The organism is Barnesiella sp. An22 (genome assembly GCF_963931395.1).
Lineage (GTDB): Bacteria > Bacteroidota > Bacteroidia > Bacteroidales > Barnesiellaceae > Barnesiella > Barnesiella merdigallinarum.
In genome coordinates this window covers 1,854,497-1,869,634 of the sequence record NZ_OZ007014.1, presented here as the reverse complement: position 1 = coordinate 1,869,634, position 15,138 = coordinate 1,854,497, and the positions used below count along the sequence as shown (strand labels likewise).

13 protein-coding genes are annotated in these 15,138 nt (G+C 52.8%); 12 read left to right on the top strand and 1 reads right to left on the bottom strand.

The window, feature by feature from the left end:
• Window positions 1-12 precede the first annotated feature (12 nt).
• The 12 genes from ABGT88_RS07630 to ABGT88_RS07575 all read left to right on the top strand — a co-directional run bounded on the left by ABGT88_RS07630 (window position 13) and on the right by ABGT88_RS07575 (window position 13,945).
• Window positions 13-1,164, top strand: coding sequence for a 1-deoxy-D-xylulose-5-phosphate reductoisomerase (locus ABGT88_RS07630; RefSeq protein WP_346701341.1), 1,152 nt, complete (start codon window positions 13-15; stop codon window positions 1,162-1,164).
• Between the two features lie 26 nt (window positions 1,165-1,190).
• Window positions 1,191-2,513 (top strand): RIP metalloprotease RseP, encoded by a 1,323-nt coding sequence (gene rseP / locus ABGT88_RS07625; protein WP_346701339.1) that lies wholly within the window; start codon window positions 1,191-1,193, stop codon window positions 2,511-2,513.
• Between the two features lie 6 nt (window positions 2,514-2,519).
• Window positions 2,520-3,701 (top strand): class I SAM-dependent rRNA methyltransferase, encoded by a 1,182-nt coding sequence (locus ABGT88_RS07620; protein ID WP_346701337.1) that lies wholly within the window; start codon window positions 2,520-2,522, stop codon window positions 3,699-3,701.
• A gap of 22 nt (window positions 3,702-3,723) precedes the next feature.
• Window positions 3,724-5,772: a dipeptidyl-peptidase 3 family protein gene (locus ABGT88_RS07615; protein WP_346701335.1), complete on the top strand. Its 2,049-nt coding sequence runs from the start codon at window positions 3,724-3,726 to the stop codon at window positions 5,770-5,772.
• 125 nt (window positions 5,773-5,897) lie between these two features.
• Window positions 5,898-6,584 carry a DNA alkylation repair protein gene (locus ABGT88_RS07610; RefSeq protein WP_346701333.1) on the top strand — a complete coding sequence of 229 codons (687 nt, stop codon included), beginning with the start codon at window positions 5,898-5,900 and terminating at the stop codon, window positions 6,582-6,584.
• A 55-nt stretch (window positions 6,585-6,639) separates the two neighbouring features.
• Complete coding sequence (locus ABGT88_RS07605; protein WP_087407760.1) at window positions 6,640-7,116, top strand: Fur family transcriptional regulator; 477 nt, start codon at window positions 6,640-6,642, stop codon at window positions 7,114-7,116.
• 34 nt (window positions 7,117-7,150) lie between these two features.
• Window positions 7,151-8,419, top strand: coding sequence for an adenylosuccinate synthase (locus ABGT88_RS07600; RefSeq protein WP_087407524.1), 1,269 nt, complete (start codon window positions 7,151-7,153; stop codon window positions 8,417-8,419).
• Window positions 8,420-8,436: 17 nt separating this feature from the next.
• On the top strand, window positions 8,437-9,681 hold the full coding sequence (locus ABGT88_RS07595) for a DUF1015 domain-containing protein (protein WP_346701331.1): 1,245 nt from the start codon (window positions 8,437-8,439) through the stop codon (window positions 9,679-9,681).
• Between the two features lie 159 nt (window positions 9,682-9,840).
• Window positions 9,841-10,371, top strand: a complete 531-nt coding sequence (locus ABGT88_RS07590) for an RNA polymerase sigma factor (protein WP_087407526.1) — start codon at window positions 9,841-9,843, stop codon at window positions 10,369-10,371.
• Between the two features lie 12 nt (window positions 10,372-10,383).
• Entirely contained in the window at window positions 10,384-11,613 is a 1,230-nt protein-coding gene (locus ABGT88_RS07585; RefSeq protein WP_346701328.1) for an outer membrane beta-barrel protein, read from the top strand.
• Window positions 11,614-11,662: 49 nt separating this feature from the next.
• Window positions 11,663-12,391 carry a hypothetical protein gene (locus tag ABGT88_RS07580; RefSeq protein WP_346701326.1) on the top strand — a complete coding sequence of 243 codons (729 nt, stop codon included), beginning with the start codon at window positions 11,663-11,665 and terminating at the stop codon, window positions 12,389-12,391.
• Window positions 12,392-12,808: 417 nt separating this feature from the next.
• Window positions 12,809-13,945: a hypothetical protein gene (locus ABGT88_RS07575; protein WP_346701324.1), complete on the top strand. Its 1,137-nt coding sequence runs from the start codon at window positions 12,809-12,811 to the stop codon at window positions 13,943-13,945.
• Window positions 13,946-14,041: 96 nt separating this feature from the next.
• Here the strand turns inward: ABGT88_RS07575 and ABGT88_RS07570 are convergent, their stop codons facing one another.
• Window positions 14,042-15,130, bottom strand: coding sequence for a GDP-L-fucose synthase (locus ABGT88_RS07570; RefSeq protein ID WP_346701322.1), 1,089 nt, complete (start codon window positions 15,128-15,130; stop codon window positions 14,042-14,044).
• Window positions 15,131-15,138: the final 8 nt, after the last annotated feature.

Below are 15,138 nucleotides of genomic sequence, written 5' to 3'. Positions count from 1 at the left end.
ATCTTAACCCGAATGAAAAAACAATTAGCCATATTAGGTTCGACAGGCTCGATCGGCACCCAGACTCTGGACGTGGTTGCCGAATATCCCGACCTGTTCGAAGTATATACCCTGACAGCCAACAACAACGTAGAGCTGCTTATCGAACAAGCCAAACGATTCAACCCCGACTCGGTAGTCATTGCCAACGAGGCCCACTACTCCCGGTTGAAAGAGGCCTTGAAGGAGTATCCCATCAAGGTCTATGCCGGCGACGAGGCCATAGCCCAAATCGTCGAGGCTGCCCCCATCGACATCGTGGTTACCGCCATGGTGGGCTACGCGGGGCTGAGACCGACCATCCGTGCCATCGAGGCTCACAAGACCATAGCCTTGGCCAACAAGGAGACCCTGGTTGTGGCGGGCGACCTCATCAAACAGCTCGCGCTCGAATACCACGCCCCCATTATTCCCGTCGACTCGGAGCACTCGGCCATCTTCCAATGCCTGATAGGCGAGTGGGACAACCCCATCGACAAGATTATCCTCACCGCTTCGGGCGGCCCCTTCAGAGAGTTGACAGCCGAACAGATGAAACACGTCACCAAAAACGACGCCCTCAAGCATCCCAAGTGGAACATGGGGCATAAAATCACCATCGACTCGGCCACTCTGATGAACAAGGGATTCGAGATGATTGAGGCCAAATGGCTTTTCGACGTCGACCCCAAAGACATAGAGATAGCCGTGCACCCGCAATCGATCGTGCACTCGATGGTACAGTTCAAAGACGGTACGGTGAAGGCTCAACTGGGCGTGCAGGACATGAGGCTGCCCATTCGCTACGCCCTCTCCTACCCGGCACGACTCGAGAGCCCCAACTCGAAACTCACTCTCGAGCAGTATGCCCACCTCACCTTCGAGCGTCCCGACCTCGAGCGGTTCCCCCTGCTGCGCTATGCCTTCGATGCCGTAGCCGAGGGGGGCAACATGCCCTGCATCATGAATGCCGCCAACGAAATAGCCGTGGCTGCCTTCCTCCACGATGCCATCGACTACCCCAGCATTGCCCGCATCGTGGCCGAAACGATGGCTCACATCGAGTTCATCGCCTCACCCCGATACGAAGATTACGTACACACCAACCAGCTGGCTCGCGACTATGCAACCACGCTGCTTCAATAACCCGCTAAAACAATTTGTATACGCCGATGGAAACATTCCTCATAAAAACCGTACAACTCCTGTTGAGCCTCTCGATACTGGTCATCGTACACGAGTTCGGACACTTCATCTTTGCCCGCCTGTTCAAGGTTCGTGTCGAGAAGTTCTACCTCTTTTTCGACCCCTGGTTCTCGCTCTTCAAGTTCAAGCCCAAAAACAGCCACACCGAGTATGGCGTGGGCTGGCTGCCGCTGGGCGGATATGTGAAGATTGCCGGCATGATAGACGAGTCGATGGACCGCGAGCAGATGAAACAGCCCCCCAAACCGTGGGAGTTCCGCTCGAAACCGGCCTGGCAGAGACTGCTCATCATGGTGGCCGGCGTGGTCTTCAACTTCATCCTGGCCATCTTCATCTACTCGATGATTGCCTACACATGGGGCACCACCTACATCCCGTTCAAAAATGCCTACGCCGGCATGGAGTATTGCCAGTCGGCCAAAGAGATAGGATTCCGCGACGGCGACATACCCTTGACGGCCGACGGGGCTGACCTCGGATTCATGTCGAGCGAGACCCTGCAGCAAATCGTAGAGGCCAAGCAGGTACAGGTGCTGCGCAACAACGACACGGTGACGATTGCCATACCCAAGGACTTCATGCTGCGCCTTATCGACAAGGAGGAGCAGTTTGCCATGTACCGCATTCCGCCGGTCGTTTATGAAGCCTCGGCCAATACGGGTGCCCAACGGGCCGGATTGCTGAAGGGCGACCGCATCCTCTCCATCGACAGCGTAGCCACCCCGTCGCTCGACGAGCTGCACCAGGTACTCTCGACTCGCCGCGACACCACCGTGACCGTAGCCTACCTGCGCAACGGTGCGTTGCAGACCACGGCCGTAGCCACCGACTCGGTAGGCAACCCGGGCATTCTCATCTCGCCCCTGGTCGAAAGCTACGAAGTGGTAACCGAGCACTACGGCTTCTGGGAGTCATTCCCCAAAGGTATCGAACTGGGTGTGAGCAAACTGACGAGCTACGTCAACAGCATGAAATATGTCTTCACCAAAGAGGGAGCGCAAAGCCTGGGGGGCTTCGGAGCCATTGGCAGCATCTTCCCCGAGCGGTGGAACTGGGAGTCGTTCTGGAGCATGACGGCCTTCCTGTCGGTCATCCTGGCCTTCATGAACATCCTGCCCATACCGGCCCTCGACGGCGGCCATGTGCTCTTCCTGCTCTACGAGGTGATAACCCGCCGCAAGCCCAACGAAAAATTCATGGAGTATGCCCAAATGTGCGGCATGATTTTCCTGCTGGCCCTGCTCATCTATGCCAACGGAAACGACATCGTCCGCTTCTTTTTCAAATAACCGATTATGAACTATACGAAAATAACATTGAAACCGGGTAAGGAAGATTCGTTCCACCGCTTCCACCCGTGGGTATTTTCCGGCGCCATATACCGCTTTGAGAAACAGCCGGAAGAGGGAGAAATTGTCGAAGTGACCGACCACCAGGGCAACTTTATCGGTGTCGGGCAATATCAGATCGGCAGCATCGCCGTGCGCATCCTGTCGTTCAAACCCGAGACCATCGACGAGGCTTTCTATGTGAAGCGCCTGCAAGAGGCCTACAACGTGCGGCTCAGTCTGGCACTGCTCAACGAGCACAACAACACCTGCCGCCTGGTACACGGCGAGGGCGACAACCTGCCGGGCCTCATCGTCGACCTCTATGACCGCACGGCCGTCATGCAGGCCCACACGCCGGGCATGCACTATGCCCGTCACCAGATTGCCGAAGCGTTGAAAACCGTCCTGGGCGACCGCATCGACAACATCTACTACAAGTCGGAGACGACCCTCCCCTACAAGGCCGAACTCGATGCCGAGAACGAATATCTGCTGGGAGGCGACGCCCCCAACATCGCCACCGAAAACGGACTGAAATTCTATGTCGACTGGGTGCGCGGACAAAAAACCGGCTTCTTTGTAGACCAACGCGAGAACCGTGCCCTGCTCGAGCGGTATGCCAGCGGCCGTTCGGTGTTGAACATGTTCTGCTACACGGGTGGATTCTCGTTCTATGCCATGCGAGGCAATGCCAAGCTGGTGCACTCGGTCGACAGTTCGTCGAAAGCCATCGACCTCACCTGCCGGAACGTGGAGCTGAACTTCCCCGGCGACAGCCGTCACCAGGCCTTTGCCGAGGATGCGTTCAAGTTTCTCGACTCCATGGGCGACCAGTACGACCTCATCATACTCGACCCACCGGCCTTCGCCAAACACAAGAAGGTGCTGAACAACGCCCTGCAAGGCTACCGCAAGCTCAATGCCAAGGCCATCGAGAAGATTCGCCCGGGCGGCATCCTCTTCACCTTCTCCTGTTCGCAGGTGGTAAGCAAGGAGAATTTCAGGCTGGCGGTCTTCAGCGCGGCGGCACAGACGGGGCGCAACGTGCGCATCCTGCACCAGCTCACCCAGCCGGCCGACCACCCCGTAAACATCTACCACCCCGAGGGCGAATACCTGAAAGGGCTGGTTCTCTATGTAGAATAAACCAATTTCAAAATCACATTATATGAAAAAAATCGTTTGTACCATGGCTTCATTGCTAATCTTGGCCTCGTGTGCTACCCAAGAAAAGAAAGACGACTTCGACTACACCGTAGAGTCGTTTGCCGATCTGGAAATCCTGCGCTACAAAGTACCGGGATTCGAAGAGTTGACACTTCAACAGAAAGAGCTGGTCTACTACCTCTCCGAGGCTGCCGCCTACGGTCGGGACATTCTCTATGACCAGAACGGAAAATGGAACCTGGCTATCCGCCGTACCCTCGAAGCAATCTATCAGGACTATACCGGCGACCGCCAAAGCGAAGACTTCAAGAACTTCGAAGTATACCTGAAACGGGTATGGTTCTCCAACGGTATCCACCACCACTACGGATGCGATAAATTCGTGCCCGGTTTCTCGCAAGGGTTCTTTGTCGATGCCGTGAAATCGCTCGACCCGAAGAAACTGCCGCTCACCGAAGGTGCTACGGTCGACGACCTCCTCAATACGCTGGTGCCCGTTATCTTCGACCCTACGGTCATGCCTAAACGGGTGAACCAGGCTGCCGGCGAAGACCTCATCGCCACCTCGGCCTGCAACTATTACGACGGGGTAACCCAAGCCGAAGCCGAGGCCTTCTACAGCAACATGAAGGACCCCAAAGACGAGACTCCCATCTCTTACGGACTGAACAGCCGTCTGATAAAACGCGACGGCAAGATTATGGAAGAGACCTACAAAGTAGGCGGCCTCTACACCGAAGCTATCGAAAAGATTGTATTCTGGTTGCAGAAAGCAGCCGGCGTAGCCGAGAACGACCAACAGAAACAGGTCATCGAGAAACTCATCGAATATTACCAGACAGGCGACCTGAAAGACTTTGACGAGTACGCTATCCTGTGGGTAAAAGACCTCGATTCGCAAGTCGACTTCGTAAACGGCTTTACCGAGACCTACGGCGACCCGCTGGGCATGAAAGCCAGCTGGGAGTCGATTGTCAACTTCAAGAACCTCGAAGCCTCGAAACGCACCCACACCATCAGCGAAAACGCCCAATGGTTCGAAGACCACTCGCCGATAGATGCCCGCTTCAAGAAAGAGGAGGTAAAGGGTGTATCGGCTAAGGTCATCACCGCTGCCATGCTGGCCGGCGACTGCTACCCCTCGACCCCGATCGGTATCAACCTGCCCAACTCCAACTGGATTCGCCACCTGCACGGCTCCAAGTCGGTAACCATCGAAAACATTACCGAGGCTTACGAGAAGGCTGCCCAGGGTAACGGATTCAACGACGAGTTCGTATGGAGCGACACCGAGCGCGACCTCATCAACAAATACCTGCTCCAGGCCGACAACCTGCACACCGACCTGCACGAGTGTCTGGGTCACGGCTCGGGCAAGCTGCTCCCCGGTGTAGACCCCGATGCTCTGAAGGCTTACAGCTCTACGCTCGAGGAGGCTCGCGCCGACCTCTTCGCCCTCTACTACATGGCCGATCCCAAAATTCTGGAACTGGGTCTGCTCCCCTCGCCCGATGCTTACAAAGCTGCTTACTATCAATACATGATGAACGGTCTGATGACTCAGCTCACCCGCATCGAGCCGGGCAAGAATATCGAAGAGTCGCACATGCGCAACCGTCAACTCATCGCCCGCTGGGCCTATGAGCACGGCAAAGCCGACAAGGTAATCGAGTTTGCCAAACGCGACGGCAAGACCTACGTGGTAGTGAACGACTACGAGAAACTGCGCACGCTCCTCGGACAACTGTTGGCCGAAGTACAACGCATCAAATCGGAAGGCGACTACGAGAGCGGTAAAAATCTGGTTGAACAATATGGTGTCATCGTCGACCCCGAACTGCACAAAGAGGTTCTGGCCCGTTACGAGAACCTGCACATCGCTCCCTACAAGGGATTTGTCAACCCCGTATACACGCCGGTTACCGATGCCAACGGCAACATTACCGACATCAAGATTTCGTACAACGAAGGTTATGCCGAGCAGATGCTGAGATACTCGAAAGATTACTCGCCGCTGCCCATCTGCACACCCTTCCCGGTTAAGAAATAAGTTCTTATCCCGATAACCCGCTCGGCCCGACATTTCCAAAATGCCGGGCCGAGTTTTTTTTGCCAACTATCTTGTGTGCTCCCTTGTTTTTAATTCGTATCTTGCGGAAAAATTCTGAAATCGTCATGCAACAAAAACTCAAAGAGATAAAAATCAAATTCCGGCATGCCATGAACGGCATCGTGTCGCACAACATGAGAAGCCAGGGTGCCGACTACAAAATAAACTTCGGGCTCACCCTGCCCCTGCTGAAACGGATTGCCGCCGAAACCCCGACCGATGCCCAACTGGCCAACGCCTTGTGGGCCGACACAGCCGTGCGCGAGTCGATGATGCTGGCCCCGCTGGTCTATCCGATCGACGAGTTCACCGAGGCCGAGGCCAATCGTTGGGTGGAGACCATGCCCAACACCGAGGTGGCCGACATCTGTTGCAAATTCCTCTTCAGCCGGCTTCCTTTCGCACGGCAAAAGGCTTGCGAATGGAGTTGCAGCGACCGGCCGCTGACCCAATACACCGCCTTCCAACTGGCTACCGCCTGGCTCGTCGCTCACCCCGAAAACACCGAAGCCTCGAACTTCGGGCCGGTCATCGATGCCGCCATTGCCCAGGCCACGGGGCAGCGCGACAACCGGGCTTTTGCTGCCGTCAACCTGCTGAAACAAGCCATGCACAACGACGCGTTGGCTGCCCACATTCTGCCCCTGTTACAGACCAAGGCCAAGGCCGACACAGCGGCCCAACCGCTGCTCGACATGCTGACCGAAGAGCAGACGCTGTACCGCGAATTTTCGGGCCGCGATTCCCGCTGATTTTGTTTTGCTTGTAATGCAAAAATCGCTAAATTTGTAACATAGGTTTTTGATCATGCCAGAAGAAAAATCGAAAGAAACTGTAAAACAGTTGTTTATACAATTCTTGGAAGCCCGAAAATTGCGTAAGACTCCCGAGCGGTTTGCCATATTGGAAAAAATATATACCACTACCCAGCACTTCGATGTAGAGACACTGTACGAAGCCATGATCGAGAACGGATACCGGGTGAGCAAAGCAACCGTCTACAACACGATAGATCTGCTGCTCGAGGCCAACCTGGTGCGCAAGCATCAGTTCGGCGGCAACCTGGCCCAATACGAGCGGGTATACAATACCAACCACCATCACCTTATCTGCATCAAGTGCGGCAAGGTGCGCGAAGTGAAAGACCTGGACCTGATGTCGAGCCTGAACACCCGTAAATTCAACAAATTCACCACATCGTACTACACCCTCTATGTCTATGGCATCTGCAGCCGGTGTAACCAGAAGAGCAAAAAAGAGAAAGACAAAAACGAAAAAAAATAAACCCAATTTAAACATTCACGAAACACACTAAGTTATGAAAGTAGATGTTCTCTTAGGATTGCAGTGGGGCGACGAAGGCAAAGGCAAAGTCGTCGATGTATTGACGCCCAGATATGATATTATCACCCGTTTTCAGGGAGGTCCCAATGCGGGTCACACATTGGAATTCAAGGGCGAAAAATATGTATTGCGTTCCATTCCCTCGGGTATCTTCCAGGGTGGGAAAATCAACATCATCGGCAACGGTGTCGTATTGGACCCCGTCCTCTTCAAAGAGGAGGCCGAGAGCCTGGCTGCCAGCGGTCACGACCTGACCCAATGCCTGTGCATCTCGAAAAAGGCACACCTCATTCTGCCCACACACCGCATACTCGATGCTGCCTACGAGGCCGCCAAGGGTAAATCGAAAATCGGTACCACGGGCAAAGGTATCGGCCCCACCTACTCCGACAAGATAAGCCGAAACGGCGTGCGGGTTGGCGACATCTTCCTCAACTTCAAGGAGATTTATGCCACGGCCAAAGCCAAACATGAGAACATACTGCGTTCGCTCAACTACGAATACAACATCGACGAGCTGGAGGCCAAGTGGTTCGAAGCCATCGAATACCTCAAACGCTTCCGCATCATCGACAGCGAACACGTCATCAACAACTACCTGAAAGAGGGCAAGTCGATTCTGGCCGAAGGAGCACAAGGCACGATGCTCGATGTCGACTTCGGTTCCTACCCCTTCGTTACGTCGTCGAACACCATCTGCGCCGGTGCCTGCACGGGTCTGGGCGTAGCTCCCAGCAAGATAGGCGAGGTATACGGTATCTTCAAAGCCTACTGCACCCGCGTAGGCAGCGGTCCCTTCCCCACCGAACTGTTCGACGAGACGGGTAAGACCATCCGGGCCATCGGTCACGAATATGGAGCCGTGACGGGTCGCGAGCGTCGCTGCGGCTGGATAGACCTGGTAGCTCTGAAGTATGCCATCATGATCGACGGTGTGACCAAACTGATCATGATGAAGAGCGACGTGCTCGACAACTTCGACACCATCAAGGCCTGCGTGGCCTACCGCATCGACGGCAAGGAGGTGACCGAATTCCCCTACTCGATCGAAGAGGGCATCGAACCCGTATACGTAGAACTGCCGGGCTGGAAAACCGACATGACCAAGATTCACAGCGAAGCCGAATTTCCGCAAAGATTCAAAGAGTACATCGCCTTCCTCGAAAAAGAGTTGCAGGTACCTATCTACATCGTATCGGTAGGTCCCGACCGCGAGCAGACGATTGTCCTCTCCAATAAATAACCTATAAACTTATTACTATGGCAAAGATTAAACCGTTCAAAGGATTACGTCCGCCGAAAGAACTGGTCGAGCAAGTGGCCTCGCGCCCTTACGATGTGTTAAACTCCGAAGAGGCTCGCCAAGAGGCTCAAGGAAATGAAAAATCGCTCTACCACATCATCAAACCCGAGATCGATTTTGCCCCCGGTACCGACGAACACAGCCCCGAGGTATACCACAAGGCAGTAGACAACTTCAACATGTTCCAGCAGAAAGGGTGGCTGGTACAAGACAACAAGGAGCACTACTACATCTATGCCCAGACGATGAACGGTCACACCCAGTACGGACTGGTCGTGGGGGCTAACGTCGACGACTACATGTCGGGCGTCATCAAGAAACACGAACTTACCCGCCGCGACAAGGAGGAAGACCGCATGAAACACGTGCGCATCAACAACGCCAACGTCGAGCCGGTATTCTTCGCTTACCCCGACAACGACGAGCTCGACGCCATCATCAAACGAGAGACGTCGCGCGCGCCCGAGTACGACTTTATTGCCCCCGACGGATTCGGCCACCACTTCTGGGTCATCGACGACGACAAGACGATAGCCCGCATCACCGAAATCTTTGCCCATATTCCCAGCCTCTACATTGCCGACGGTCACCACCGTACGGCTGCAGCGGCTCTGGTAGGCAACGAGAAGGCCCAGCAGAACCCCGAGCATCGCGGCGACGAGGAGTACAACTACTTCCTGGCCGTATGTTTCCCGGCCTCGCAACTGAAAATCATCGACTACAACCGCGTGGTAAAAGACCTGAACGGGCTCACTCCGCAAGAGTTTATCGAGAAATTGAAAGAGCACTTCACCGTCGAGGAGAAAGGCGAACAGATTTATCACCCCGCCAAACTGCACAACTTTGCACTCTACCTCGAAGGTAAATGGTACTCCCTCACGGCCAAAGAGGGCACCTATGACGACAACGACCCCATCGGGGTACTCGACGTCACCATCTCGTCGAACCTCATCTTGCGCGACATCCTGGGCATTACCGACCTGCGCACCGACAAACGCATCGATTTCGTGGGCGGTATCCGTGGCCTCGAAGAGTTGAAACGCCGGGTCGACAGCGGCGAGATGAAGATGGCCCTGGCTCTCTACCCCGTTTCGATGAAACAGCTGATGGACATCGCCGACACGGGCAACATCATGCCGCCCAAAACAACGTGGTTCGAACCGAAGTTGAGATCGGGTCTCATCATCCACAAACTGGATTGACGCCAAAGACCCTGATTTCCTGAAATATAGGAATAGCGGTTCTTTGTATAATATTCTTTAACAAAGAACCGCTATTTATTTTTTTACCCTCATGCAGCAAAAAGAGCTCGAATTACGTCTACCTAATAGTAGTTGTTATTCGGGCCGAGTAAAATCGGTATGGACGAGAAAAAGTTGATAGAAGCTTGCAAAAATAACGACTCTCGAGCGCAAAGGCAACTCTATGAAACCTTTGCGCGTAAAATGATGTCGGTATGTTTGCGCTATGCCGGCAATCGAGAAACCGCCGAAGACTTTCTGCAAGAGGGCTTTATCCGTGTCTTCTCGTCGATACAGAGTTACAACTACGAGGGTTCTTTTGAAGGTTGGATGCGACGTATTTTCGTGAACACGGCTTTGGAAGCGCTGCGCCGAAACGACTTGCTGCGCAACGGAGTAGAGCTGGAGGCACTCGAACCTCAGCAAGAGGCCGACTACTCGGCCGTAGACCGTATATCGGCCGACGAGTTGATGGAGCTTATCGCCCAGCTACCGCCGGGATTCCGCACCGTATTCAATATGTTTGCCGTCGAGGGTTACTCCCACCGGGAGATTGCCCAGGCGCTGCACATTACCGAAAGCACCTCGCGATCGCAATATACCCGGGCCAAAAGGCTGCTTCAAAAATGGATTCAAGAACTGGAACAATAGGTATTAACGACTATGCAGATAGACGACCGACAATTTGAAAAGACGATACAATCGAAACTGGCAGGGCACGAAGCCGATGTCAGAGGCGATTTGTGGGCGGCTATCGAGTCGAAGTTACCCCAGAACGCTCCGCAGATTGCGACCCGTAGAGTTCCGCTCTACCGGCGTATCATCGCCTACTCGGCAGCCGCTGCGGCTGTGGGTATAGTCGTCGCTGTCGTATGGTGGCAGACGCCCGAGAAGCCTCTGGTTACCCCGATAGCCAACCAGCTATCGACTGAGGGTGTGGAGATGGTACAACCGGCAACAAACGACAGCGAGCAACCCCTCATTGCAGCAGCTACTCAACCGCAAACCACACACCCGGCACCCCGGGTTGCCCACAGCAAAAGGGTAACAGCTCCCGAAACTCAATCGTTGTTGGGTCACGAAGCTCTTGCCCAACCGGCTGAGCCGACGACTCCAACCCAGGTTGTCGCTCAACCCGAAGCAGCTACCTCCTCTACCGCTGCACAAAAATCGAACAACACCGACGCAGACTATCGCCGCAAGCTGGACCAGTTTGAAAACGACGGTCGGGAACTGAAAGAGAGCGGACTCACGGCCGACGAGTCGACGAAGAGAAAAGACTCCGGCATTCAGATAGGCGTGATGGCAGCTAATGCCACTACCGACAAAAGCCAGAATACGGCAACGGCAATCCGCACCAAGACACCCATGCTGTTGTCGCGACGCAATCCCGTCTACCACTTCGAGCACAGAATGCCCATATCGGCGGGTATCACCGTATCGAAGACCTTACCTAAAAACTGGGAACTGGAATCGGGATTGGTCTACACCTACCTCTATTCGAAATACAGTTCGACCAACGGCAACGGCAGCCAAGAGCTGCACTATCTGGGTATCCCCCTCAACGCAGTCTACCGCTTTGCCCGCATCAAGCGCCTGTCGTTCTACGCGGCAGCCGGCGGACAGGTAGATTTCTACCTGGCGGGAAGACAAAAAGACGAGGGATACGACGAGGGTATATCGGGTTCGGGATATAAGGAGCTGAAACACGAAAACGTGCAATTCTCAGTACAAGCCAATCTGGGCGCAGCCCTCACGCTGTACAAGCAGACCGAGCTCTATCTGGAACCCTACATGGCCTACTACTTCGAAAACAAATCGGAAATACATAATATCTGGAAGGACAAGCCTTTCAACTTCGGCTTGACCTTTGGCATAAGAACCGGATTTTAATCATAACCTAACTACCAAAATAGCAAACCAAACAATCTACAAGAAAACAATGAAAGCATTGAAATTTGTATCGGCTCTATCGTTGCTTTGCGGCGTCTTAACCCTCTCAAGCTGTCTGGGCGAAGGTGGCAATACCTTGTCGGTATACACCACCGGCAGCATCTACAAAACCAATACGGGCACCTCGTATATGTACCTCGACCGTACCGGACTGTCGGTCACAAGTAGCGAATTGCAAAGCGAAGATTGGGAGGATGGCGACCGCCTGTTGGCCACAACGACTATCGACTTCGACAACCAAGGTACCCAAGTGTCGAACTACATCTATAACGCCACCATCTCGGGTATTCATCAATTCGATTGCAAAGACTATCTGTACAATGGTGCCTTCGGTGCATTCCAGAGCGATACCCTCCCCTCGCTCTACTCGATAGAGCCCTTTATCAACTATCGCAAAGACGATACTATCCTCACCTTTGCCTATGTGAAATACGAGGTTGAAAGCGGTGAAGCCGGTTCGCTGGAACTGATTCAGCCCAAGATGTTCGACTTCGAGACCAAGACCGATACTCTCTATCTCGTCTACAACAAAGGAAATATCAAGGAGTCGAAAAGCTCGGACTACATCTCGTTCAAGCTGCCGCAATATCCGGTCAATACCGACATCAACGTGGTTGTGAGATACCAGGCAGCCAGCTCGAACTTCTCGACCGGTGGCAACGACAAGACCAGCAGATACTTCTCGTTCACCTACAACCGGCCCGAGACCTTGGAATAAAATCGAAAGAAAGCAACTTTTATTTTTGATGTTTATAATTTCAGACGGGGGTGTCCGTGAGGATACCTCTTTTTTTTATACCCTCTCGCGACCCGGGTTGCCATGAAATAGAGCAATCTTTAAGCCTATCAGCACAAGTCTGTCTTCAGAATTGCCGGCTCGACCCGGCGAAAGAATTGATTGCGCCATATCCCAGATGCGGTCTGCATCAATATAAGCACACACTACATCAACACCTCGAAATAAAAGCTCAACCTACTTATATTGGAGTTAGGCCGGTTTCCTCACGAATTGCCCGCCAACACGATCGCAACGAAAAGTACCTTATTCTTTTAACAGCCCGAAAAAACTTCTAACTTTGTACCATCAAAAGCAGAACGGGGACATAAAAAAACTTTCAGTATAAAATTATACCTGATGAAGAATCACAGAAAAATCGTATACCTATTGCTCTGCATGGCAATTCTCGGGAATTCCTGCCGTCCGGAACAGCAATCAGAAACTCAGTTTATCGATAAGGCTCAACAGTTATTGACCCTGAATGACGAAGGTATCATACCCGATACGGCGATAGACCAATTTTTTGATTGGATTCGAGAGAATCCTCAATCCTTGGATTCTCAATTAACCGATAGGAACCATAACATAGAGTCCATGGAGATAGCCACCTCGCCCGATGGCAATATGCGAACATACAGCATCGAACTATATGGCTTTGGCGGAATACCTTCGTATGGATTCGAGACTCGCACCTTGCTTCAATATCGGGCCAACGATTCGGTCGTTTGTTTGGAACTGGACAGCATTCAAGGATATGTATCCCAGATAATCCGAATAGAGCCTTCGAAATCGCTATATATGCTTGCCGACTGCGAAGAGTTTAACACGCAAGGGTCTCATGTTTACATGAATCTGTGGGGCCTGCAGATAACCGACCAAGGAACTATTGCTCCGGCTCCGATATTTAAGAAGGAGACACATCTATTGACACATCTCGATTGGAGATGGGACGAATATGGTTACAATGACGAAACCGACCAAATCATCTTCTCGGCCGAGTTGTCCGAGCCGTATGAAATAGCTTATGATACCGTTTCGAACGAATTACATCTTCCTTATATCGTAACACATGGCGAATATTCCATAGCTACAGAAGCACATCGGGTATACCGGTGGAATGGAAAATATTTTGTAGACAAAGGGGTTGCTCCCCTGTTCGATTTGCATAGTGACGACTTCCATATTATCATCGATATACAGGCCAATGGCAATTACCGATATAGGTGTTGGAATAAGGGACGCAAAATCGATGACAAACCCGACTTGCAAATTGAAAACGGCATTAGAAAATGTTGGGACCAAGACGGAGAAGTCTTTGATTACAATGCTTTTTGTGAAAATTTTCAAGCCAAGCCTGCCGGACAAATATATCTGTTTCAAAACCGTGGCTTCCGATATGAATATCACATGGGAGATATTCAAGGTAAAGTCGTCAACAAGTTGTGTATCTATAATCCTCAGAACAATCTGATTTACGAGCAATCTTACGATTGACATCCATTTCTGAAAAATCGCAACAAAACAACGACAGCCAACCGATTCAGAAAGAACCGATTGGCTGTCGCTATATGACTGTATAGGAATTACGGATTACCGATACATCTCGGCATGATCGGCCGTGTACCAGTCGTACATCTTCTGTACGCCCTCCTCGATTTCGATTTTGTGGTGCCAGCCCAGGTTGTGCAGTTTGGTCACATCGGTGAGCTTGCGCATGGTACCGTCGGGTTTCTCAGGGTTGAAGCGAACCTCGCCCTTGTACCCGATAACCTCCTGGATGCGATGAGCCAGAGCGGCGATGGTAATCTCCTTGCCGGTACCGATGTTGATGTGGCAGTTGCGCACCTCGGGATTGTCGCCCTTAACATCGGCAAAATCGACATGCTCGAGAATATAGACCGAAGCGTCGGCCATCTCCTCGCTCCACAGAAACTCACGCAGCGGTTTGCCTGTACCCCACAGCTCTACCCGGTCGGGATAGATGCCATACTTGGCCAGCACGGCAAGGATAGCCTCGCTGGTAGCTTTACCGTCTACGCCCTCGACAGGTCGCAACGAGAGGTCTTTGCGCACAGCCTCCCAATCGTTTTCCATCAGACACTTGGCCAAATGTATTTTACGAATCATAGCCGGGAGCACATGGCTGCGCTCGAGGTCGAAGTTGTCGTTGGGCCCGTAAAGGTTGGTGGGCATCACGGCGATATAGTTGGTACCATATTGCAGGTTGAAGCTCTCGCACATCTTCAGTCCGGCAATCTTGGCAATGGCATAGGGCTCGTTGGTATACTCCAGCGGCGAGGTGAGCAGCGCATCCTCCTTCATCGGCTGCTGGGCATCGCGCGGATAGATGCAGGTACTGCCCAGGAAGAGCAGCTTTTTCACGCCATGACGGAAGCTCTCGCCGATGACGTTTTGCTGAATCTGCAAATTCTGATAGATGAAATCGGCCCGATAGATGCTGTTGGCCATGATACCCCCCACATGAGCGGCGGCCAGAATCACATATTCGGGTTGCTCCTCGTCGAAGAAGCGTTTCACGGCTACCCCGTCGAGCAGGTCGAGCTCTTTGTGCGAACGGCCGATGAGATGGGTATACCCTTTGTCCTGCAAGTTTTTCCATATAGCCGAGCCCACCAGACCGTGGTGACCAGCTACATAAATCTTGGCATCTTTTTCCATGATAAATA

What these genes read in the sequence shown, in the direction of transcription:
- rseP (WP_346701339.1), top strand. Translation starts at nt 1,191, where the DNA reads ATGGAAACATTCCTCATAAAAACCGTACAACTCCTGTTGAGCCTCTCG.
- ABGT88_RS07585 (WP_346701328.1), top strand. Translation starts at nt 10,384, where the DNA reads ATGCAGATAGACGACCGACAATTTGAAAAGACGATACAATCGAAACTG.
- ABGT88_RS07570 (WP_346701322.1), bottom strand. Translation starts at nt 15,130, where the DNA reads ATGGAAAAAGATGCCAAGATTTATGTAGCTGGTCACCACGGTCTGGTG.
- ABGT88_RS07600 (WP_087407524.1), top strand. Translation starts at nt 7,151, where the DNA reads ATGAAAGTAGATGTTCTCTTAGGATTGCAGTGGGGCGACGAAGGCAAA.
- ABGT88_RS07620 (WP_346701337.1), top strand. Translation starts at nt 2,520, where the DNA reads ATGAACTATACGAAAATAACATTGAAACCGGGTAAGGAAGATTCGTTC.
- ABGT88_RS07630 (WP_346701341.1), top strand. Translation starts at nt 13, where the DNA reads ATGAAAAAACAATTAGCCATATTAGGTTCGACAGGCTCGATCGGCACC.
- ABGT88_RS07595 (WP_346701331.1), top strand. Translation starts at nt 8,437, where the DNA reads ATGGCAAAGATTAAACCGTTCAAAGGATTACGTCCGCCGAAAGAACTG.
- ABGT88_RS07610 (WP_346701333.1), top strand. Translation starts at nt 5,898, where the DNA reads ATGCAACAAAAACTCAAAGAGATAAAAATCAAATTCCGGCATGCCATG.
- ABGT88_RS07590 (WP_087407526.1), top strand. Translation starts at nt 9,841, where the DNA reads ATGGACGAGAAAAAGTTGATAGAAGCTTGCAAAAATAACGACTCTCGA.
- ABGT88_RS07605 (WP_087407760.1), top strand. Translation starts at nt 6,640, where the DNA reads ATGCCAGAAGAAAAATCGAAAGAAACTGTAAAACAGTTGTTTATACAA.
- ABGT88_RS07575 (WP_346701324.1), top strand. Translation starts at nt 12,809, where the DNA reads ATGAAGAATCACAGAAAAATCGTATACCTATTGCTCTGCATGGCAATT.
- ABGT88_RS07580 (WP_346701326.1), top strand. Translation starts at nt 11,663, where the DNA reads ATGAAAGCATTGAAATTTGTATCGGCTCTATCGTTGCTTTGCGGCGTC.
- ABGT88_RS07615 (WP_346701335.1), top strand. Translation starts at nt 3,724, where the DNA reads ATGAAAAAAATCGTTTGTACCATGGCTTCATTGCTAATCTTGGCCTCG.